Below are 21,824 nucleotides of genomic sequence, written 5' to 3' on the forward strand. Positions count from 1 at the left end.
CCTCATGCCTTCGCTCATGCCTTGGCACCTTTCATGCCGGAACCGATCATCGGCAGCGCAACGGTATCGAGGGGCCAGCGCGGCCGCGCCGGCGCGTCGAGCCCGTCGGCAAGACCAAGCGCCAGTCGCTCCGCACCCGCCCAGGCGATCATCGCACCATTGTCTGTGCAGAGTGCGAGCGGCGGCGCGACGAGGCGGAAGCCGCGCGCCTCCGCTTCAGCCGCCAGGCCGGAACGAAGCGCACGATTGGCCGCGACGCCGCCCGCGATCACCAGCACCGGCACAGCGATCGCGGGGAATTCGGCACGGAAACGGTCGAGCGCATGAGCGATCCGATCCGCGACTACCGCTGAAACCGTCGCCTGGAATGCGGCCGCGAGATCGGCGACATCGCCGTCCGAAAGCGGCGCGGCGGCTTCGGCGGCCTGACGCACCGCCGTCTTGAGGCCGGAGAAGGAAAAATCGGCGCCGGCACGGCCGAACATGGGGCGCGGCAGCGTGAAGCGCGATGCATCACCGCTCGCCGCTGAACGCTCCACCGCTGGGCCTCCGGGATAGGGCAGTCCGAGCAGCTTGGCGGTCTTGTCGAACGCTTCACCGAGCGCATCGTCAATCGTCGTGCCCCAGCGTTCATAGGCGCCGACGCCGCGCACCAGCAGGATCTGCGTATGGCCGCCCGATACGAGCACCAGCAGATAGGGAAACGCGACAGCATCGGTCAGCCGCGCCGTCAGCGCATGTCCCTCGAGGTGATTGACGGCGAGCAGCGGCAGTTCGGCCGCGAAGGCGATCGCCTTGGCCGTCGTTAGGCCGACGATGACGCCGCCGATGAGGCCTGGGCCGGCGGTCGCGGCAACGGCATCGAGATCGGCAAACCCGACTCCGGCCTCGGCCAGCGCCGCCTCGATGACAGCATCGATCGCCTCGACATGCGCGCGCGCCGCAATCTCCGGCACGACGCCGCCGAACGCCGCATGATCCGCGATCTGCGACAGCACGATATTGGAGCGGATCATGCCACGACCATCGTCGCTCCGATGCACGACGGAGGCCGCGGTCTCGTCGCAACTGGTCTCGATGCCCAAAACGAGCTGGCCGGCAGTCACGAGGGCGTGCCTTTCGACGGGGAGTGGCTGGCGCCGCCGTCCCGATTGCCGCAGCCCCTTCCATCGTCGGAGGGAGCGACTAGACTGCGCGCCGATCAATCCCGCCCACCTAGCATCCGGAGCCGACCGCGTGCAATCCGCCCCTTCCGCTCCGCTCCTTCGCATTGGCACGCGCGGCAGCCCGCTGGCGCTGGCCCAGGCGCACGAGACGCGCGCAAGGATCGCATCCTTCTACAGTGTCGATCCGGACGAGATCGAGATCGAGGTGATCCGCACCTCCGGCGACCGCATCCAGGATCGGCCACTTTCGGAAGCGGGCGGTAAGGGTCTGTTCACCAAGGAGATTGAGGAAGCGCTGATCGCTGGCCGCATCGATCTCGCGGTTCATTCGTCGAAGGACATGCCGACGGCTCTGCCCGAAGGGCTGGAACTCTCGGCTTTTCTGCCCCGCGAGGATGTGCGCGACGCCTTTCTTTCGCCCGTGGCGACGACGCTTCGTGAGCTTCCGCAAGGCGCAGTGCTTGGCACGTCCTCGCTCCGCCGTCGCGCGATGGCACTCAGCCTCAGGCCGGACCTCAAACCGGTCGAGTTTCGCGGCAATGTCGAGACGCGGCTGAAGAAGCTCGCCGATGGCGTCGCGCATGCCACGCTGCTGGCGCTGGCCGGCCTGAAGCGGCTCGGCCTCGAAGCGCATGCAACCTCGATCATCGAGCCTGACGATTTCCTTCCCGCCTGCGGGCAGGGCGCCGTGGCGATCGAGACTCGAATTGGCGACGAGCGCACCAGTGGCCTCGTCGCCCGCATCAATCACGAGCCGACGCAAATCGCGCTGAGCGCCGAACGCGCTTTCCTGACACGGCTCGACGGTTCCTGCCGGACACCGATCGGTGGCCTCGCCACCATCGAAGGGGGCGTCGTCACGTTCCGCGGCATGGTGCTCTCGCCCGATGGCCGGCAGTCCGAATCGGTCCGGCTGGAAGGGTCGGTCGCCGATGCCGCCCGGCTCGGCTTCGACGCCGCGGGCGAACTGATCAGCCGCGGCGGCACCGCCTTCTTCCGCGCGGACGCCTGACGCGATGCGGCTGCTCGTGACGCGGCCGGAGCCCGACGCCAGCCGCACGGCTGCGACGCTCGCGGCACGCGGCCATGCGCCGATCCGCGCGCCGATGCTGTCAGCCGCGTTCCTGCCGCCGCCATCCGCAATCAGGCCTCCGGCCGCAATTCTCTTTACCAGCGTCAACGCGGTCCGCGCGGTCGCCGCATGGCCGCAGGAGGTACTGCCGCGCGACGTGCCCGCCCTCGCAGTCGGCCAGCGCACGGCCGACGAAGCGCGTGCAGCGGGCTTCTCCGATACGCGCTCGGCAGACGGCGACAGTACGGCATTGGCATCCCTTGCCGCGGAAATCCTCGATCCCCTGGCCGGGCCGTTGCTCTATCCGACGCTGGCCGTTCCTTCGGGCGATCTCGCGGCGAGGCTCCAAGCGGCGGGCTTCACGGTCAACCAGATCGAGGCCTATCGCATGATTGCAGCGACGGCCTTGCCGGAGGCAACTGAGGCGGCCATCGCCGGTGACGCCGTCGACGGCGTTCTGCTCTATTCGCGCCGGACCGCTGAGACCTTCGTCGCCCTGACCACCGCGCTGAAACCGCATCTCGCCGCATTGGCCTTCTACTGTCTCTCCGCCGAGGTCGCGATAGCCCTCGACACGGGCCATATCCACATCGCGGACGAGCCGAATGAGGCCTCATTGCTGAAGCTCCTCGAAGCCGGAACATAGGCAGAGGGCATCCGTTGACGGATTGCTCTATAGTTGGGTTTGCGAGAAACGAGATCGAGGGCCATGGCCGAAGACGACGACACCCCATCCGCAGCCGAAAGCACCGGTTCGCCGCGCCAGAAGCGGCCGCCCGTGACGATCGACCTCGAGGCTGAGGCCGTCACGCCGGCGCGTCCGGCCGACCCGGCGCCGGAGGCAGCGACGGAGTCCGGCGCCGATCCATCGCCTGCGGCTACCGAGGCGACGACAACGCCGCCCGATAGCCTGGCGCGGCGCCTTGTGCCCCTCGGCGTCGCGGCCGTCGTCGGCGGCCTCATCGGCGGTGCCGCCGGAGCGCTGTTGTTCGCGCCGCAGACCGACACGATCACCTCGGCCAGCATCGACAGCCGCTTCGCGACGCTCGCAAGCCGCCTCGATGCGCTGGAGGCGAAGAGCGGCTCCACGACCGCATCTGGCCCGACCATCGATCCCGAGCGAATCACCGCGCTCGAATCGGCACTCGCCCGGCTTGAATCGGCACCACCTGCCACCGGCAACGGCACCGCGACCGTCGATCTTCAGCCCATCGAACAGCGTCTTGCTGCGTTGGAAGCGCGTCCGGTCGAACCGCCGGCGCCGGCCGTCGATCTCCAGCCGCTGGAACAGAAGCTGTCGACGCTCGACAGCCGCATCGGCAATATCGAAGCGCATCCGCCGTCCGATCCGGCAACCGAGGCGGCGGCGCGAACGATCGCGCTGACAGCCCTTCGACAGGCGGCGCGCAGCGACAGGCCTTTCGACGCCGAACTGGCCTCCTTCCGGACGCTCGGTGGCGACGAGGCGCAGCTCGCCGCCCTGGCGCCGCTCGCGGCCAACGGGGCGCCGTCGGTCGCCTCGCTACAGGCGTCCTTCCCGGCCGCCGCCGACGCGGTTCGCAGCGCCAGCCGCCGCATCGATCCGGAAGCCGGGTTCATTGACAGGCTCGCGGCATCGGCCGGTTCGCTCGTGTCGGTAAAGCCCGCCGGCCCTGTCGAGGGTAGTTCTCCCACCGCCATCGTCTCACGCATGGAATCCATGGTCGACAAAGGCGATCTCGCCGCCGCGCTGGCCGAGAGCGACGCGCTCGACGCCACATCGAAAAGCGCGCTGGCCGGCTGGGCGGATGCGGCGCGCCGCCGCGTCGCGATCGATCAGGCGCTGGCAGCGCTGGGCGGGAACTGAGGAGGCACGATGATCCGCATCCTCATCTATATCGCGCTCGTCTTCGCGGCCGCCGCCGGCTTTGCCTGGCTCGCCGACCGTCCCGGCGAGATCACGCTCGCCTGGCAGGGCTATGAGGTTTCAACCAGCCTGATGGTCGCTGCCGTCACGATCGCCGCCGCCTTCGTGCTCGTCGCCATCCTCCTCTCGATTCTGATGGCCGTCATCCGCGCCCCGAGCCTCCTGGACGGCTGGCTGACCGGGCGTCGCCGCGAGCGTGGCTATCGTGCACTCTCGCGCGGCATGATCGCGATGGGCGCGGGCGACGTCAAAAAAGCGAAGCGCCATTCCGCCGAAGCCAGGAAGATCCTTGAGGGCGAGCCGCTGACTTTGCTGCTCGCAGCCCAGACGGCTCAGGCGGCCGGTGACGGTGCCGGCGCGCGCGCCGCTTTCGAGGCGATGCTGCCAGAATCAGAGACCCGCCTGCTCGGCCTTCGCGGCCTCTATGTCGAAGCAGAACGGGCGGGCGAGCACGAGGCAGCACGGCACTATGCCGAGGAAGCCGTCAAGGCGGCGCCAAGCCTCGGCTGGGCGGGCGAAGCGCTCTTCACCTACCAATCTTCGGCTGGCGACTGGCGTGGCGCCCTGCAGACCCTCGGGTCCAACCTGCAGGCCAAGCTCGTCGACAAGACAAGCGCCCACCGCCTGCGCGCGGTGCTGCTGACCGCGCATGGCCTTGAACTGGAGACCGGAAGCCCGCATGAGGCGCTGGCCGCGGCGCTCGAGGCGGTCCGCCTCGCACCCGGCCTCGTCCCGGCGGCGACGCTGGCGGCACGCCTCTCCGCGCGCCAGGGCGATATCAAGCGGGCCATCAAGGTGCTCGAGGCCGCCTGGAAGCAGGAGCCGCATCCAGAGCTTGCCGAGGCCTATCTGTCGGTTCGCCCGGGCGATGCTGCCGGCGATCGACTGAAGCGGGCCCAGAAGCTCGCGGATCTCCGGCCGTCGAGCCCGGAAAGCGCCTTCGCGGTCGCGCGTGCGTCGATCGACGCACGCGAATGGCCCGAGGCCCGCCGCGCACTGGGTACGCTGCCGGAAAGCGGCCAGACCGAGCGCTATTGGCTGCTGATGGCCGAGATCGAGGATGGCGCCGAGGGCGACCGTGGACGTGTGCGCGAATATCTCGGCCGGGCCGTGCGCGCGCAACGCGACCCCGTGTGGATGGCAGACGGTTATGCGTTCAGCGCCTGGGCGCCGCTGTCGCCGGTCAGCGGGCGACTCGATTCGTTCGAATGGCGCACGCCGAGCATGGCGCTGGCAGAAGATCCGCGACCGCTGCTCAACATGGATCTTTCGCGTGCAACGCCCGCCGAAACAGAGCCGGAGCCGGCACCCCCGATCGCTCCGATGGTGATCGAAGCCAATCCTGCCCCGAAAGCAGCCACGAACGGCACGGACACGCCGAAAACAACGCCTCCGCCGCTGCCTGATGATCCCGGCATCGACGAGGAGCGGCCGGCAACCGTGGATCGGCTGCGCCTGCAATAGACGACAACGCCCGTGGCGGGCTTGAAACCCGCCGCGAATGTGGCTATGAACGCGCCGTCTCCGCCCGGGACGAAAACCGGGCCCGACGTCGTGCCGCTTTAGCTCAGCTGGTAGAGCACATCATTCGTAATGATGGGGTCACAGGTTCGAATCCTGTAAGCGGCACCACTTCTTCCTCATCCCTTCGATAGTGTGGAACCCTCGCCGGTGCGCCGCATTGAATCGCGTTGCGGAGCGGGAGGCATGTGATGGCGCCACGGCCCTTCTGGAAGGGATATCTGAAGCTCTCGCTGGTGACATGCGCTGTGTCGATGACGCCGGCGACCAGCGACAGCGCCAAGGTCCGTTTCCACACCATCAATCGCGCCACCGGCAATCGCGTCATCAGCCGCTATGTCGATGCCGCCACCGGCAAGCCCGTCGACGATGACGACATGGTGAAGGGCTATCCGCGCGGCGAGGATGACTACGTCTTGCTCGAAGATGACGAGCTTGACGCCGTAGCCCTCGACAGCACGCGCACCATCAACATCGAGACCTTCGTTCCCGCCGACAGCATCGGCTGGATCTGGTACGACAAACCGCATTTCCTGGCGCCCGACGACGAAGTCGGCACAGAGGCCTTCGCGGTGATCCGGGCCGCCATGGAAGCGACGAAAACCGTCGGCATCGCGCGCCTTGTCCTCTATCGGCGCGAGCGCGCGGTCATGCTCGAGCCGCGCGAAAACGGCATCGTGCTGTGGACGCTGCGCTATGGCGACGAAGTGCGGGATGCTGAACCGTATTTCGCGGGAATTGAAGACGAGAAGCCCGATACCGAAGGGCTCGATCTGATGCGGCGCCTGATCGCCAAGCGGAAACAGTCCTTCGATCCTGCTTTGCTCGCCGATCCGGTCGAGGAACGGCTGCATGAGATGATCGCCGCCCGTAGCAAGACGCGGCGCCGCCGCAAGAAGCCCGTCGAGGCAGAGGCACCCGCCGAAACCGGCAATGTCATCAACATCATGGATGCGCTGAAGCGCAGCCTTGCAACGGAAAAGAAGCCGGCTAAACGACGTTGACCTAGCCTATCTGGACTTGCGGCCGCGCTTTGCTTTCGGCACTTCAAGCGGCGCTGCGGCGGCCTGCAGGTCGGCCCAGGGATCAGAGCCTCGCGCAGCGATATGTCCGGGGGCGTTGGCGACAGTGAAATGGGCCGGCCCGATATCGGGTCCAAGTTCATCCCAGGAAAGCGGCATCGAAACGGCGGCGCCTGGCCGGGCACGCGTCGAATAGGCAGCAACGGCCGTCTGTCCGCGCTGATTGCGCAGATAGTCGATGAGGATCTTGCCGCCGCGCTTCGCCTTGGCAATCGTCGCCACATAGCGGTCCGGTGCATCGCCCGCCATTGCTTCGGCCATCGCCTTGGTGAAGGCCTTTGCCGCCGGCCAGTCCGCCTTCGGCTTCAAGGGCGCAACGACATGCAGACCCTTGCCGCCCGACGTCTTCACAAAGGCCGCGAGACCCGCCGCCTCGAAGCGGGCGCGGACATCCGCTGCAGCTTCGATGACTGCAGCCCAGCTGACGCCCTCCCCGGGATCGAGATCCATGATGATCCGGTCCGGACGCTCCCAGTCAGCCAGCGTCGACCCCCAAGGATGGATTTCAAGCGTCGCCGACTGCACCAGCGCCATCAACCCGTCGAGACTGTCGATGCTGATGAACGGTGGCTCATTCCTGGCCTTGGGATCAGGCACCAGCCGCACGGCTGCATTGACCCCCTTCCAGGCATGCTTCTGGAAGAACTTTTCTCCGTCGATGCCCTCGGGGCAGCGGAGCAGCGCCAGCGGCCGGCCGACGATATGCGGCCCGATGAAGCGCCAGACTTCGGCGTAATAGTCCGCGAGCCCTTCCTTGGTGATGCCGGCATCAGGCCAGTATATCCGGTCCGGATGCGTGAGCTTCACCGTCCGCTTCGGCGGCTTCGGCACCGGGGGCGCGGCTCCTTCCTTGGCGACTTTCGCTCGTTCGCGCACGATTTCGCTCGCCGGCTTGTCCTCGCGCAATCCACGGAACGAAGCATGCCTGAGATGGCCATCACCCGTCCAGGCACGGAATTCGACTTCGGCCACCAGCACCGGATCGACAAAGCGTGCGCCGCGCCGCTCGTCGGCAGTCAGTGCCTCCGCGAACGGGCTCTTGTCGACGGCGATCGCCTGAAGTCGCCGATAGAGATCGCGCGATACGCTCGCCGTAAACCCGGTTCCGACACGTCCGACATGATCGAGGCCATCGGCGTCATGGACGCCAAGCAGCAGCGAACCGACGGCATGCTGCGTCGCCGTAGAGGGAACATAGCCCCCGATGACGAACTCCTGGCGCGCCGAACACTTCGATTTGACCCAGCTGCGGCCGCGGCCCGATCGATAGGGCGAATCCGCGACCTTGGAGACGACACCTTCGAGGCTGAGACGGCAGGCATGGCGTAGAACCATCTCGCCGCTCTCAGGGAAATGCGCGCTGTAGCGGAGCGAAGGGCCGCCCGCACCGATCAGCCGCTCCAGCGTCTCCTTGCGCTTGATGAGGGGAACGCGGGTGAGGTCCTCTCCGTCGAGATGGATCAGATCGAAGGCATAGAAGACGAAGCGATCGCTGCGGCCCTCGCTGAGATCGGCCTGAAGGGCTGAGAAGTCCGACGCGCCGGCCGCCCCTTCGACGACGAGCTCACCATCGATCATCGCCGCCTGACATGGCAGCGCCGCGAGGGCAGCGACGACATCGGTGCCGAACTTGCTGGTCCAATCGAGCCCGGTGCGCGTCAGCAGGCGAACCTCGCCGTCGGCAATGCGGGCGATCAGGCGGTAACCGTCAAATTTGATCTCGTGCAGCCAGCGCGCGCCCTCTGGTGGCGCCGCTACCAGCGTCGCGAGTTCCGGCGGCACGAAGTCCGGCATCTTTGCCTTCCGGGCTTCGGCAGGCCGCTCTGTCTCGGGCGCGGGCGCCGAAGAGGCCGGCACCTTGCCGGATGACGCCGCCTTGCTCTTGGCCGTCGTCACCCGGACCGGCTTGGCGGCGGCGGAATCAGGCTCTTCGATCTTGCCCGTCTTCGACGACCAGCCCGGCGGCTCGCCGGCCACCTCGGAGATGGAACGCCCGGTCTTCGCGGAATCCGGCGCCTCTTCGAGGATATCGGGGGCATCGTCTGTCCGGGCAAATTCATCATCGCCCTTGATCAGCAGCCAGTTCTCGCGCTTTTCACCCGGTTTGCCATGCATGCGGACGAGGTGCCAGCGTCCCTTGAGGCGCTCGCCGTCGAGCGAAAACTCCAGATGCCCCTTGGCATAGCCCTTGTGCGCATCGCCGATCGGCGTCCAGGTGCCGCGGTCCCAGACGATGACCGTGCCCCCGCCATATTCGCCTTTTGGAATCGTGCCCTCGAAGTCGCCATAGTCGAGCGGATGGTCCTCGACATGGACGGCGAGCCGCTTCTCTTCCGGGTTGAGGCTCGGCCCCCGGGTGACCGCCCAGCTCTTCAGAACACCGTCCATCTCCAGGCGGAAATCATAGTGAAGGCGCGTCGCATCGTGCTTCTGGATGACGAAACTGTTGCCGCTTTCCGCCGCCGCGCTGCCCTCCGGCTCCGGCGTCGTCTTGAAATTGCGCTTGCTGCGATAGGTTTCGAGCGCCATCGATCAACTCGCCTTGCGTCGCGGGGCTGGCTGCGGCTTGTCGGCCGGTGCCTTGCGCTTCGCGGGCTTGCCCGCCGGCTTGCTGGCACTCATCGCGGCCGCGCTTTCGCGGAGCGCCGACAGGAGATCGCCCGATGCCGTGCGTTTCACCGGCTTCGGCTTCGCAATCTTGCGACCCTCTATCTTCGCCTTGACGAGTTCGGCCAGCGCCGCCTCATAGCGGTCGTCGAAGGCCGCCGGATCGAAGGTGCCAGCCTTGGTGTCAATGATGTGCTCGGCGAGTTCAAGCATCTCGCCTTTGATATCCAGCTTCGGAATGTCGCCGAAGACCTCCTTCGAGGATCGGACCTCATAGTCGAAATTGAGCGTCGTGCCGACGAGACCCTTGCCACAGGGGCGGATCAGCAGCAGGCGCACGCGGCGGAACAAGACGGCCTCCGCCAGCGCCGCGACCTTCTCGGCCTGCATGCCCTCGCGGATCAGATCGAAGGCCTCCTCGGCATGGCGATCAGCGGGGGCGAGATAATAAGGGCGATCGAGATAAACATCGTCGAGGCCAGCGCAGGGAAAGAACGCCGAGACCGTCAGCGTCTTGTCGCTTTCGGGCACCGCCGCCGCGATCTCCTCGGGCTCGAAGATGATCGGATCGCCCGACCCTGTGTCATAGCCCTTGACCTGATCGTCGCGCTCGACTGGCTTTTCCGTCTCGCTGTCGACGAAGTGGCGCTCGATCCGGTTGCCGGTTCTGCGGTTAATGGTGTGGAAAGCGATCCGCTCCGATGTGGAGGCGGCGGTATAGAGCGCGACAGCCGCGCTGAGCTCGCCGACCTTGAGGTGCCCCTTCCAGTTCGCCCGTGGCGCCATGCCTTAGCCCTCCGCGGGGGATTCAATGCGCCATCGCCCGGGATCGTTCCGAAACCTTGCGCAGCCTAAGTCAGATAAGGACCGGACCGCGATCAGCGGGAACGACGTGCGGGTTTGGCGTTTTCTTCTTCGCATGTGTCAGTCGGGAGAAACAGAGCATGTCACGCAAGCGAACCGGCGGCTGCCTCTGCGGGGCGGTCCGCTTTGAACTCGATGGCGAGCCATTCCTGATCGGCGTCTGTCATTGCGCCGATTGCCGCAAGGAAAGCGGCAGCGCATTCACCTTTTACGCAAAATGGCCGCGGGCGGCCTTTCGGGTGACGGGCGAAACGCGGACCTATGCAGGCCGCGATTTCTGTCCTGCCTGCGGAGCGCGTTTGTTCAATCTCCATGCGGAGGATGTCGAGCTGCGCGTCGGCAGCCTCGACGAAGCGCCCACCACCATCGGATCGCCGAGCCAGGAGGGTTGGATCAAGCGCCGCGAAACCTGGCTGGCACCGATCGGTGGAGCGAGCCAAAGTACCGAGGACACTCCGCGCTGACCAATGGGGCGCAGCTCAGCCGATAGCAGGCGCGTCCGTCAGCCCCTGCCCATGCAGGCGGATGCAGTCGCGCCCGGCGAGCTTGGCCGCATAGAGCGCTCCGTCCGCCTTGTCGAAGAGCCGTGCGGCCGTATCGCCGTTCTCGGCTACCGCGATCCCGGCCGAGAAGCTGTAGATGAATTCCGGCTGCTCCGGGATCGGCCGGGTGTCCCGGATGAGGCACAACATTCGACCGAGGATTTCCGCCGCTTGCTCCCCATCCGTGTCGGGCATCACCAGCACGAACTCCTCGCCGCCAAAGCGGCCAAAGCAGTCTGTCCGGCGGACGGTCGCCTGGATCCGATGCGCGAAGTCGCGGAGGATCTGGTCGCCGGTCTGGTGGCCAAAGCGATCATTGACCACTTTGAAGTGATCGAGGTCGAGAAGTGCGACGCTGCCGATCACGCCCTCGCGCCTCGATGCGCCGGCGATCATCTCGCTAACCCTTGCAAGCACGAAACGGCGATTGGCGATGCCGGTCAGTTCGTCGGTGAAGGAAGCCTTGATGGCGAAGTCGCGGGCCTGGCGGACGGCGCGCTCGTCTGGCCGCAGGTCGGTCACGTCGCTGGCGATGCAGAGCATCCAGCCGTCGCTCTGCACGGTCTCGGTCATCCAGAGCCAGCGTCCGTCATAGAGGTCGGTCTCGAAGGCGCGATAGCCGAGCTTGCCCCGGCGCGACTGGGTGGCAACCAGCCATTGCTCGAAGTCGTTCGTCTTCAGCACCGTGCCGCGCTGCAGCGCGAAGTTCCGCCGCATGATCTCCGACCACAGCGGACGTTCGTCCTCGCCGAGGAAGAACGCAGCCCGAAAGGCCAAATTGGCGAACTGCAGGCGATCGAATGAATCATAGGCTGCGACAAGTACTGGCGCCTGCTGCCAGAGACTCGTCAATATGAGCGGCAGATCATCCATGCGTCGATGCAAAACTCGAAGGGAATCCGTGTTCCGGTCGGCTGCCCCCGAAGCAGACCCGATCACGCCGTATATACTGCCATCCCGGGCAGCTTGTACAATCGCCATCGAGATATCAGCTCGTCATGCGCGGCGCGCCACCAGCGATCAGTTCGGCCGGAATGTCGTCGAACGACGCGTAGTTCATGCTGTAGAGGCGGGCGTAGAGGCCCTTCTTTTGCATGAGCGCGTCATGGTTGCCCTGTTCGACCAGCGTGCCGTTCTGCAGCACGATGATGCGATCGGCGCCGCGGATGGTGGCGAGACGATGGGCGATGACGAGGCCCGTGCGGCCCTTGAGAAGGATCGCCAGCGCCTTCTGGATCTGCCGTTCGGTATAGCTGTCGATATTGGCCGTCGCTTCGTCGAGAACGAGGATCTGCGCATCGGCAACGAGCGCGCGGGCGAAGCTGATCAGTTGGCGCTGGCCCTGCGAGATGTTGCTGCCACGCTGTTCCAGTTCGCTGTCATAGCCCTTCGGCAGCTGCATGATGAACTCATGCGCCCCAACCGCTTTGGCGGCTGAGATCACCTCCGCCCGGCTCGCCTCGGTCTTGTGATAGCGGATATTGTCGAACACCGTGCCTGAGAACAGGAACGGTTCCTGCAACACCATCGCGATATGGCGCCCGAGCGAATCCTGCGTCACGTCACGCACATCGCGCCCGCCGACCAGCACCTGGCCGCTCGTGACGTCATAGAAGCGATGCACCAGCGCCATCGCGCTGGTCTTGCCCGATCCCGTCGGCCCGACGAGAGCTACCGTCTCGCCCGGATTGACGCGGAACGAGACGTCATGCAGCACCGGCTGCCCGGGCACATAACCGAACGTGACCTTGCGGAACTCGACAGACCCGTCCATGTCCTCGGGCAGGGCGACCGCATCAGCTTTGTCCGTGACGTCGACGGGAACGTCCAGCACCTCGGAGATGCGCTGGCCCGACGCCATGGCGCGCTGCATGACGCTGTATTGCAGCGTCAACGACCGGATCGGGTCGAAAAAGCGCTGGATATAGAACAGAAACGCCACCATCACGCCGATATCGAGGCTTTTCGACAGCACCATCGAGCCGCCGACGACGATCACCGTCGCCATGGCGATGCCGGTCAGCGTGTCGACGATCGGCACCATGACCTGCGCATACTTGGCCGCGAGCAGGTTGGCGTCGCGATGCGCGCGGACCTTCTCGTCATAGAGTTCAAAATTGACGCGCTGCCGGCTCATGCTCTGAACCGTTCGCACGCCGTGAATGCCCTCCGCGAGCGCGCCATTGGCGATCGACGAGGTCTCGTGCGCTTCCATGAAGGAGCGCTTGGCGAGCGGCAGCCAGAACAGCCGAACGATGAACAGGACCGGCATGGTCGCCAGGGTCAGCAGGCCGAGCCGCGGATCGAGCCAGAGCAGGACCACGACGATACCCGCGAGCAGCGCGATGTCGCCGATGGAGAGCACCGAGGTCTCCATGAACTCCTGCATCGAATTGACGTCGCCCTGCAGGCGCGACATCAGCCGGCCGACCTCCGTCTTGTCCATGAAGGAGAGCGACACCCGCTGCAGGTGGCTGAACATCGCCCGGCGCATGTCGAACAACACCCGTTCCGCCGCACTGCCGACAACAGTCTCCTGCAGATAGCTCGCGCCGTAGTTGACGAGGATCGTCGCCGCAAAGGCGAGCGCGCAGGAGACGAGCACAGCATGATCGGCGACGCCACCGGCCATACCGCTGTCGATCGCCGTGCGAATGATCAGCGGAATCGCGAGCTGCGTCAGCGTGAAGACGAGCACCGCCGCGACGGAAAGATAGACCTGGCCGCGATAGGGCGCGACGAAGCTCCAGATCCGGCGAACGATCTTTGGGTCATAGACCGCGCCGAAGATCTCCTCCTTCTCGCGATGCGAGCCCACAACGGCCCGGGGCGGACGTTCTGTTCCGGCGATAATGGCCTTCTCGGACCGGATGCTCATTCGGCAGCTCCCTGCAGGGCGTCCTCGACCGGAGGAAGCTGGAGGTCGTGCAGCGCACGGTAACGCCCGTCGGCAGCGAGAAGTTCGGCATGCGTCCCGCGCTCGACGATGCGCCCATCCTCGATGAACAGAATTTCGTCGGCATGCATCAGCGAGGAAAGCCGGTGCGAGATGATGAGGGTGGCACGCTCGGCGGCATGCGCGCGGATCGCGGCGCGGATGCGCTGCTCCGTGCCCGCGTCGACGGCCGCGGTCGAATCATCGAACACCAGGATCGCATGGCGGAGGATCAGGCTGCGCGCAATGGTGAGGCGCTGGCGCTGGCCACCCGAAAGCGACGCGCCACGTTCGCCGACGATCGTGCCGTAGCCGGTCGGCAGGCCGACGATATAGTCGTGCAGCTGCGCCGATTCCGCGGCGCGCGCGATCCGCTGCTCTTCAGCCCAGGGATCGCCATAGGCGACATTATTCTCGATCGAGGTCGTGAAGAGAAATGCATCCTGCTGCACGACGCCGACAGCCCGCCGCAGCGATTGCAGCGTTACGTCGCGGATATCCTGTCCGTCGATCGTGATCCGCCCGGCAGAAACGTCATAAAAGCGCGGAATGAGATGGGCGATGGTCGACTTGCCGCTGCCCGGCGGGCCGACAATGCCGATTGTCTGGCCCGGGCGCGCGGTGAAGTCGATGCCGACCAGCGCGGGCTTCTCGGCGCCGGGATAGGTGAAGCCGACACCTTCGAATGCGAGTACGCCATCGCGAAGTTCCAGCGGCTTGGCGCCGGGCTTGTCGGCGATCGTGATCTCCTGGTCGAGCAGCTCGAACAACCGGCGGCCGCAGGTCGAGGCGCGGGCGAAGGAATTCACCATGAGCCCGAGCTGTCGCACCGGCATCTGCAGGATCGTCATGAATGTGAGGAACGAGGCGAGCGTGCCGACCGTCATCGTCCCCGCGGCAACGCGCCCGCCGCCGACCCAGAGCACGAGCCCCATGGCCGCGAAGAAGGAGAAATTCATCGCGCTGGTATTGCGGACGCGGATCAACACGCGCTCATGCGCGAGATTCAGCGCCCCCTCCGAGATGCGATCGAACTTCGAGAGCTCGAAGGCCTGCGCCGCGAAGGCGCGCACGACGCGGATGCCGCCGAGATTCTCGTCCATCACGCGGGTCAGCACCGCCAGCCGCTCCTGCAGCTCCAGCCAGGTGGAGCGCAGCAGCAGCTGCGTCACCGAGGAGCGCCAGGCAACGAAAGGCACGAAGGAGAGGCTGAGCAGGCCGAGCAGCGGATCGGTCGAGATCAGCAGGATCGCGCCGAAGCCGATCAGGACCGTGAGCAGCACCATGCGCACAAGGCCGGTATTGAAGAACATCCGGACACCCTCGATGTCGAGGATGCCGAGGGTGATCAGGTCGCCGGTATGGACCTTGTCATGAAAGCTGAACGAGAGGCGCTGCAACTTCTCATAGGTGGCAAGCCGCAGCTCATAGCCAAGGTGATGCCCCACCGAGTCGCCATAGTAGTTCTGCGCCATGGTGAAGAGACCGCGCAGGACGCTGACGGCGAGCAAGGTCGCCGCGGTGATGAGAAGCGCATGCTGCGCGGCGACGGCGCTGTCGGCGTTGGCGCTGAGAATGCCCTGCGCTTCGTCCACCGCCCGGCCGAGCAGTCGGGGGATCACCAGTTGAAGCGTTGCCGCCACCAGCGTCGCCAAAACGGCGGCGCTCGCCTGCCAAGGATGGCGCAGCGTCAGCCGCGTGATTCGGGCGAGGGTCCCGAGGCCTTTCCCCCATCCCGCCGCCTTCACATGGGCAAGCGATGTCTCGCGCTGTTCCGCGCGCGTTGCAGCAGTAAGTGTCACCGGATCTGTCCAGACTAACCGTTCGGAGGGTCCCCACGGGATATGCGGAGAACGAAGGCGTCGGCTTCGGGGCCGTTGGCGCGCCCCGGGGTCGGCGGTCGTGATCGTGCGCCTTTATCCCGTTCAATCAAGATCGGTAAGGCTTACCAATGAATTTTGGTATCGATTCGTGTCAGCTTCAGGGCAGACGTGGCATCGATGACACAGAGAAATTTGCCGAGAGACTGCCGGCATAAAAAAGCCGGCCACCCTGCAGGCGGCCGGCTCTCGATCCTCAGCGCGGCACATGGAAGCGCCGAGCATCATGGTTGCTTCAAGGCTTCGTCTTGCCCGCCGGCGCTTGCTCGGAAAGGCCCGCAATATCAGGTGGCGGGAGATCGCCTTCCGCAATGGCGTCGTCGCGCTTCTTGCGGAGTTCCCGGGCGCGCTCGCTGTCCGGTTGCGGTTGATTGACCTCGGCTGCTTCGTCGAGATCGACGAGCGGAACGACGGGCATCACGGGTGTCGACATGATTTGCTCCTCCTGAGACGCCGGATCAGCCGGCCTATGCAGAGGAAACGACCTGTCGCGGGTGCGGTTCCACATCCAGCGGCGGCTTAACCGGATGGAAACCAAACCCTGCCACTCTCACTTCGTGGACGCGTTCCGCGTGTTTTTCCGGTTGTCCATGCAGACAAGGCAGCCATCTCTGCGGCAGCAGGGATGGCTGTCCTCGTCTCAGGGGTCTATTTCGCGACGTGCCAGACGCCGCCTACGCCCTCGCCCGTGACATCGCCGGACTTCATGTCCTTGACGAACGTATAGAGCGGCATGCCCTCATAGGCCCACATCGCCGTACCGTCCTTGCGCTTGACGATCGTCCAGTCGCCTTCGGCCTTGTCGGCTGAGGTCGCCATCAGGGGCGGCCAGGCGGCGGCGCATTTGTCGTAGCAGTTCGAAACGCCCTTGGTGTCCTTGTCGAAGGTGTAGAGCGTCATGCCCTTGGCATCGACAAGCACCTCGCCGGCAGAGGTCTTCATCATCTTGGCGGGCGCAGCCGAAGCGGCGGCTGAAAAGGCGGTCAGGGCGACAAGGCTCGCCATGGCAACGAGAAGCGGCTTCATTGGAACTCTCCCTCGATTGTGGTCCCGGCCCGGCCGGGTCGAACGATGAACAGCCCGGCACAACTTCTATTCTCCGCTCACGAAAACGTGTCAGCGCAGATAGGTCTCGGGATAGGCCCGGCTGGCGCGACAACCAGTTGGGCGGCAGAGGAAGACCAGCGTCAGGTCCGGCCAGCAGGACCGCCGTTCTGCTCCCGCGGCGGCGACATACTGGATCAGCAGCTTGAATTCGATGAAGCGCGGCTCGCCACCTTCGCCGAGATCGGCATAGACGGCCAGGCCGTCATGGCCCGAGCGCTGGATCGCGCCGGCAAAGGTCGCGCCGGGGCTGATGGCGCCCTGCTTGAGGAATATACCAGCGCGGCAGGTCACGAAGCCGGGCGGCGCCATGAACTTGGCATAGGTGCGATCGCCCCGCACATGCGTGAGCGTGGCCGTGCCGCGATAGCCCGCGGCGACGGCTTCTGGACGGACGTAGCGAACGATATCGGAGGCATCCCCCGCCTCGCCGGCACAAGAAAATCCGAGCGTTTCGCAACCCGCTGCCGCGAGCATCGCCGCGGCATCCGGATCCTCTTGCATCCAGCCTTTGATCGCGGGTGGACCGGAGCTGCGGAGGTGAAACTCCTCCTGATAGACGCGCGGCAGAATTCTCAGGCCGGCAGGCATCTCCGCCCGCGCCGGGACAACGAGAAGAACGACAATCGAGAGCCACAAGCCGAAGCGCATGGCAGCCTCCGCCGCGCCGGCTCATTCTATCACGCCGGAACCCGGACGGGCAGAGGCGCGCATCGGCTCAGGCAGCGAGGCGCAGGATCACCGGCACATGATCAGAAGGGCGATTCCAGCCACGCGCCTCGCGCTTGACCTCAAGGCCGAGCAGCCGCCCGCTCAGCGGCGGCGTTACCCATATGTGGTCGAGGCGGCGGCCGCGATTGGACGCCTGCCAGTCGGCGGCGCGATAGCTCCACCAGGTGTAGAGTTTCTCTTCCGGCGGCACGAAATGGCGCATCGCGTCGATCCAGCCACCGGACTCCCGCACGGCCTCGAGCAGCGCCGTTTCGACGGGCGTGTGGCTGACGACGCCGAGCATCTGCTTGTGCGACCAGACATCCTGCTCCAGCGGCGCCACATTGAGATCGCCGACGAGGATGGTTGGCCCCAGCGTTTCCGCGCCGCGCAGCCAGCCCTTCATCTCCTCCAGAAAGGCGAGCTTGTGGGCGAATTTCTCATTCACGGCCGGATCGGGCTCGTCGCCGCCGGCGGGGACGTAGAAATTGTGCAGCGTGATCGGGAGCGCGCCCGGGCCAGCGATGTTCACCGCGACGTGGCGCGCATCGTCCTTGCCACAAAAGCCACGCCGAATGTGTTCGGTGATCGGTACCTTCGCGACCACGGCGACGCCGTGATAGCCCTTCTGCCCATGCACGACCTGATGCTCGTAGCCGAGCTTTCGGAAAGCGCCCGCGGGAAAGTTCCCCTCGATGCACTTGATCTCCTGCAGGCAGAGCACGTCCGGGCGTTCGGCTTCCAGGAAAGCGCTGACGAGGTCGATGCGAAGGCGCACCGAGTTGATATTCCAGGTGGCGATGCTGAGGGGCATGGGCGATCCGATGGCGGGGCTGAGGAAGTCCTAGCCGCTTGGGCCGAACGCGCCAACTGCAGATCGAACCCGCACGACAAAAGAAAACGCCCAGCCCCGGGGGGGAGGCTGGGCGTTGCGCTTCCGAAGCGCCTGCGCCCGTCGCGAACCGGAGTTCAGCGGCAAGGCGCCTGGGGCGGGTACCATCTCGGCGAGACGGGGGGCACTGCCGGGGCGATGGTGGCCCGCTCTGCTCTAAGATTTGGGAAAGCCGGTCCGGGATTCAAGTCTTTTGTCAGGGAGCCTTAACGTAAGCCGTTCACAAGAATGCGAGCGGGGGCTGCTCGGCGGCGGCTTACTTCGAATTCGGCAGGTAGTAGTCGATCTTGAAGTTCTTCGGATCGGCCGGCTTGCCGAGCTCGACGTCATAAATCGCGACGGACGTATCGAGACCCTGGGAATCTGTCACGACCCACTGGCGCAGCGCCAGCGTCCGGCTGTCGAAGATGAGCTTCAAGCTGCCATCGCCGAGGCTGGAGCTCTGCGTCAGGACCAGCGCGATCAGATCCTGCTCTTCGGTCATCTGCCGCACGATATTGGCCGATGTCAGATCGACGCGATCGGACAGCAGATAGCGCAGTGGCGTCTTTGACAGCGGATAGAGGTCCTGCGTCATCACCTTGGCGTCGAGCACCGACACTTGGTTGCCGTCGCAGATTACGTCCATCTTCACGGGCGGGCTGTAGTGGAAGCGCAGCTTGCCCGGGCGCGAGATGAAGAACACGCCCTCGGATTCCTCGCCATTCGGCCCATACTGGATGAAACGGCCCTGCATGGTGCGGATGGCGTTGAAGGAGTCGCTGATCTTCTTCAGCGTCGCCGCCTGCTGGGCAGTGAAGGCGGCGAAGGCCGGTCCTGCGAACATCCCGGACGCGGCAACGCCGGCCATGGTTGCGAGGAAGGTCCTGCGGGTCGGGCGGGCAGCCCCTGCGAGCGTCACGATCATCCTGTCCTTCGTGTCGTGGTCGCTTCTGCGACCGTCTTCCCCGTCACCCCGCCAGCTAGTGGTCCAGCATGGCGATTTCGCGGCGGTCAGAAGCGCTCCGCCTCGTTCTCGACCAGGATCTCGCGCTTGCCGGCATGGTTGGCCGGGCCCACAAGGCCTTCCTTTTCCATCCGCTCGATCAGCGAGGCGGCGCGGTTGTAGCCGATAGAAAGCCGCCGCTGGATATAGGAGGTCGAGGCCTTGCGGTCTCGAAGCACCACGGCCACGGCCTTGTCGTAGAGATCGTTCGACTCCTCGCCGCCGACAAGGCCTGCCGCTGCATCGCCGCCGATTTCGCCCGTCTCGCCGTCATCCTCGGTGATCGATTCGAGATAGTCGGGATGGCCCTGCGTCTTCAGATGGCGGACGATCTTCTCGACATCCTCGTCGCTGACGAAAGGCCCATGCACGCGCTGGATGCGCCCGCCGCCGGCCATGTAGAGCATGTCGCCCTGGCCGAGCAGCTGCTCGGCGCCCTGTTCGCCAAGAATGGTGCGGCTGTCGATTTTCGAGGTCACCTGGAAGGAGATGCGCGTCGGGAAATTAGCCTTGATCGTGCCGGTGATGACGTCGACCGATGGGCGCTGCGTCGCCATGATCACATGGATGCCGGCGGCGCGGGCCATCTGCGCGAGCCGCTGCACCGCGCCCTCGATATCCTTGCCGGCGACCATCATCAGATCGGCCATCTCGTCGATGATGACGACGATATAGGGGATCGGATCGAGCGGGAGTTCCTCCTGCTCGTAGATCGCCTCGCCCGTCTGCTTGTCGAAACCGGTCTGAATAGTGCGGTTCAGCACCTCGCCCTTGGCCTTGGCCTGGCCGACGCGCGCATTGTAGCCGTCGATATTGCGCACGCCGAGTTTCGACATCTTGCGATAGCGATCCTCCATCTCGCGCACGGTCCACTTAAGCGCGACGACGGCCTTCTTCGGATCGGTGACGACGGGTGTCAGCAGATGCGGAATGCCGTCATAGATCGAAAGCTCGAGCATCTTCGGGTCGATCATGATCAGCCGGCAATCCTGCGGCGTCAGCCGGTACAGCAGCGACAAGATCATGGTGTTGATCGCGACCGACTTGCCCGAGCCGGTGGTTCCGGCGACCAGGAGATGCGGCATGCGGGCGAGATCGACGATGACGGGCTCGCCGCCGATCGTCTTGCCGAGGCTGATCGGCAGCCGCGCCTTCGAGGTCTCGAAATCGGCAGCGGCCAGCATCTCGCGCAGGAACACCATCTCGCGCCGCTGATTGGGCAGCTCGATGCCGATGGCATTCTTGCCGGGTATGACCGCGACACGCGCTGCCACCGCACTCATGGATCGGGCGATGTCGTCGGCAAGCCCAATGACGCGCGAGGACTTGATACCCGGCGCCGGTTCGAGCTCATAGAGCGTCACGACCGGACCGGGCCGTACATTGATGATCTCGCCGCGGATGCCGAAATCGTCGAGCACGCCCTCGAGCACGCGCGCATTCTGCTCCAGCGCCTCGCTGTTGATGCGCGTGCGCGGATCGGCCGCTTTCGGCTCGGTCAGCAAGGCAAGAGCTGGCAGTTCGAAGGTTTCGTCGCGCAGGAGCGAGGGCTGCGCCTCGGCGCTGACCCGCTTGCCCTGGCGTGGGCGGGGCGCAGGCGGCGTCACGCGGCCGGAGTTCACCGGCAGCGGCGGCAAGACATCCTCGTCGTCGAGATCGGAGTCGAAATCGCGAGCCACTGCGGCGCCGGGCCGCTTGCCAGCGCCAGGTTCGAGACGCGGCTCGGTCCGCCGTCCCCGGCGCGGCATGGCATCCGGCTGGGCAGCCAGCAAACCATCTGTCTTCCGCCGCCCGAACATCCGCGCAAGGCCGGCCCGAGCCGAATAGCCGAAATGAGCGAGCGCCCCGAGCGGCACCGTAAAGAGGCCACCACTCTCGTCCTCTTCGCCGATGAATTCGTCCGGCTCCTTGAGCGCGGCACCGCGGCGCGCGACCGGCTTGACGACCGGGCTGGCCGCCGCATCGGCATTTCTCGCGCGACCGCCGATGAACCCAGCAGCATGCAGCATGAGCACCCCGGCCAGCAGCACATAGATTGTCTGCGCAATGGTCGCGGCCCGATCCTTCGGCGGCGCGCCGAGGATTTCGGCCGGGATGCGCGCGACGAGATCGCCGAACACGCCACCCATGCCGGACGGTAGCGGCCAATGCGCGGTCACCGGCAGGAAGGCCAGGGCGCCCGAGGTGGCAAGGGCCGCGAGCACCCAGCTTGCGAGCATCACCTTGCGAAAGGGACGGCCACCAAACAGGGCTCGCCAGCCCCAGAGCACGACAGGCAGCAGCAGCGCGATCGAACCGAGGCCGAGGAACTGCATCAGCAGATCAGAGGTCACGGCACCCGGAAAGCCAAGAATGTTCGAGACCGGCTTTGCCGCCGCATAGGACAGCGAGGGGTCATCGACCGCCCATGTCGCAAGGCTCGCCGCCACCGCCGCGACGCCCGCGAGCATTGCGAGGCCTGCGGCGAGGCTGACATGGCGCCCGAAGAACCGGCGCAGGGCGTCACCTTCCTCTGAGGGCATCGGGAGCGAGACGGATCGAGTGGGGCGCATGCTGG

The 21,824-nt window shown here is 65.8% G+C and carries 18 protein-coding genes and 1 tRNA gene; 7 read left to right on the forward strand and 12 right to left on the reverse strand.

What is annotated here, in order from left to right; translation table 11 throughout:
- Positions 1 to 14: 14 nt before the first annotated feature.
- Positions 15 to 1,106 (reverse strand): tRNA (adenosine(37)-N6)-threonylcarbamoyltransferase complex transferase subunit TsaD, encoded by a 1,092-nt coding sequence (gene tsaD / locus BUB39_RS10495; RefSeq protein WP_073053096.1) that lies wholly within the window; start codon positions 1,104 to 1,106, stop codon positions 15 to 17.
- A 130-nt stretch (positions 1,107 to 1,236) separates the two neighbouring features.
- On the opposite strand from tsaD, the gene hemC reads away from it, so the two are divergent.
- From hemC to ku (BUB39_RS10525), 6 genes are all read left to right on the forward strand, one after another.
- Positions 1,237 to 2,178 carry a hydroxymethylbilane synthase gene (hemC, locus tag BUB39_RS10500; protein ID WP_073053097.1) on the forward strand — a complete coding sequence of 314 codons (942 nt, stop codon included), beginning with the start codon at positions 1,237 to 1,239 and terminating at the stop codon, positions 2,176 to 2,178.
- Between the two features lie 4 nt (positions 2,179 to 2,182).
- A complete protein-coding gene (locus BUB39_RS10505; RefSeq protein WP_073053098.1) occupies positions 2,183 to 2,884 on the forward strand; it encodes a uroporphyrinogen-III synthase in 702 nt (233 codons plus the stop codon).
- A 63-nt stretch (positions 2,885 to 2,947) separates the two neighbouring features.
- Complete coding sequence (locus tag BUB39_RS10510) at positions 2,948 to 4,084, forward strand: COG4223 family protein (protein WP_073053099.1); 1,137 nt, start codon at positions 2,948 to 2,950, stop codon at positions 4,082 to 4,084.
- A 9-nt stretch (positions 4,085 to 4,093) separates the two neighbouring features.
- Positions 4,094 to 5,608, forward strand: coding sequence for a heme biosynthesis protein HemY (locus BUB39_RS10515; protein ID WP_073053100.1), 1,515 nt, complete (start codon positions 4,094 to 4,096; stop codon positions 5,606 to 5,608).
- Between the two features lie 92 nt (positions 5,609 to 5,700).
- Positions 5,701 to 5,776 (forward strand) — tRNA-Thr (locus tag BUB39_RS10520).
- 80 nt (positions 5,777 to 5,856) lie between these two features.
- A complete protein-coding gene (gene ku, locus BUB39_RS10525; RefSeq protein WP_073053101.1) occupies positions 5,857 to 6,669 on the forward strand; it encodes a non-homologous end joining protein Ku in 813 nt (270 codons plus the stop codon).
- Between the two features lie 6 nt (positions 6,670 to 6,675).
- Here ku (BUB39_RS10525) and ligD read toward each other — a convergent pair whose 3' ends face one another.
- Positions 6,676 to 9,276, reverse strand: coding sequence for a DNA ligase D (ligD, locus tag BUB39_RS10530; RefSeq protein ID WP_073053102.1), 2,601 nt, complete (start codon positions 9,274 to 9,276; stop codon positions 6,676 to 6,678).
- Between the two features lie 3 nt (positions 9,277 to 9,279).
- A complete protein-coding gene (gene ku / locus BUB39_RS10535) occupies positions 9,280 to 10,140 on the reverse strand; it encodes a non-homologous end joining protein Ku (protein WP_073053103.1) in 861 nt (286 codons plus the stop codon).
- A 158-nt stretch (positions 10,141 to 10,298) separates the two neighbouring features.
- Between ku (BUB39_RS10535) and BUB39_RS10540 the strand changes: the two genes are divergently transcribed.
- A complete protein-coding gene (locus tag BUB39_RS10540) occupies positions 10,299 to 10,682 on the forward strand; it encodes a GFA family protein (protein ID WP_073053104.1) in 384 nt (127 codons plus the stop codon).
- Between the two features lie 15 nt (positions 10,683 to 10,697).
- Here the strand turns inward: BUB39_RS10540 and BUB39_RS10545 are convergent, their stop codons facing one another.
- The 9 genes from BUB39_RS10545 to BUB39_RS10585 all read right to left on the reverse strand — a co-directional run bounded on the left by BUB39_RS10545 (position 10,698) and on the right by BUB39_RS10585 (position 21,819).
- Positions 10,698 to 11,633: a GGDEF domain-containing protein gene (locus BUB39_RS10545; RefSeq protein ID WP_073053105.1), complete on the reverse strand. Its 936-nt coding sequence runs from the start codon at positions 11,631 to 11,633 to the stop codon at positions 10,698 to 10,700.
- Positions 11,634 to 11,748: 115 nt separating this feature from the next.
- Positions 11,749 to 13,638 (reverse strand): ABC transporter ATP-binding protein, encoded by a 1,890-nt coding sequence (locus BUB39_RS10550; protein WP_073053106.1) that lies wholly within the window; start codon positions 13,636 to 13,638, stop codon positions 11,749 to 11,751.
- On the reverse strand, positions 13,635 to 15,497 hold the full coding sequence (locus BUB39_RS10555; protein ID WP_073053107.1) for an ABC transporter ATP-binding protein: 1,863 nt from the start codon (positions 15,495 to 15,497) through the stop codon (positions 13,635 to 13,637). The genes BUB39_RS10550 and BUB39_RS10555 overlap by 4 nt, the downstream gene beginning before the upstream one ends.
- 313 nt (positions 15,498 to 15,810) lie before the next feature.
- Complete coding sequence (locus tag BUB39_RS10560; RefSeq protein ID WP_073053108.1) at positions 15,811 to 16,008, reverse strand: hypothetical protein; 198 nt, start codon at positions 16,006 to 16,008, stop codon at positions 15,811 to 15,813.
- Positions 16,009 to 16,223: 215 nt separating this feature from the next.
- Positions 16,224 to 16,601, reverse strand: a complete 378-nt coding sequence (locus BUB39_RS10565; protein WP_073053109.1) for a COG4315 family predicted lipoprotein — start codon at positions 16,599 to 16,601, stop codon at positions 16,224 to 16,226.
- 90 nt (positions 16,602 to 16,691) lie between these two features.
- On the reverse strand, positions 16,692 to 17,330 hold the full coding sequence (locus tag BUB39_RS10570) for a hypothetical protein (protein WP_073053110.1): 639 nt from the start codon (positions 17,328 to 17,330) through the stop codon (positions 16,692 to 16,694).
- A 67-nt stretch (positions 17,331 to 17,397) separates the two neighbouring features.
- Complete coding sequence (xth, locus tag BUB39_RS10575) at positions 17,398 to 18,204, reverse strand: exodeoxyribonuclease III (protein WP_073053111.1); 807 nt, start codon at positions 18,202 to 18,204, stop codon at positions 17,398 to 17,400.
- Between the two features lie 334 nt (positions 18,205 to 18,538).
- Positions 18,539 to 19,189 (reverse strand): LolA family protein, encoded by a 651-nt coding sequence (locus BUB39_RS10580; protein ID WP_073053112.1) that lies wholly within the window; start codon positions 19,187 to 19,189, stop codon positions 18,539 to 18,541.
- 86 nt (positions 19,190 to 19,275) lie between these two features.
- Positions 19,276 to 21,819, reverse strand: a complete 2,544-nt coding sequence (locus BUB39_RS10585; RefSeq protein ID WP_084527231.1) for a DNA translocase FtsK — start codon at positions 21,817 to 21,819, stop codon at positions 19,276 to 19,278.
- Positions 21,820 to 21,824 lie beyond the last annotated feature (5 nt).

The sequence above is a fragment of the Kaistia soli DSM 19436 genome (genome assembly GCF_900129325.1).
Taxonomy (GTDB): domain Bacteria; phylum Pseudomonadota; class Alphaproteobacteria; order Rhizobiales; family Kaistiaceae; genus Kaistia; species Kaistia soli.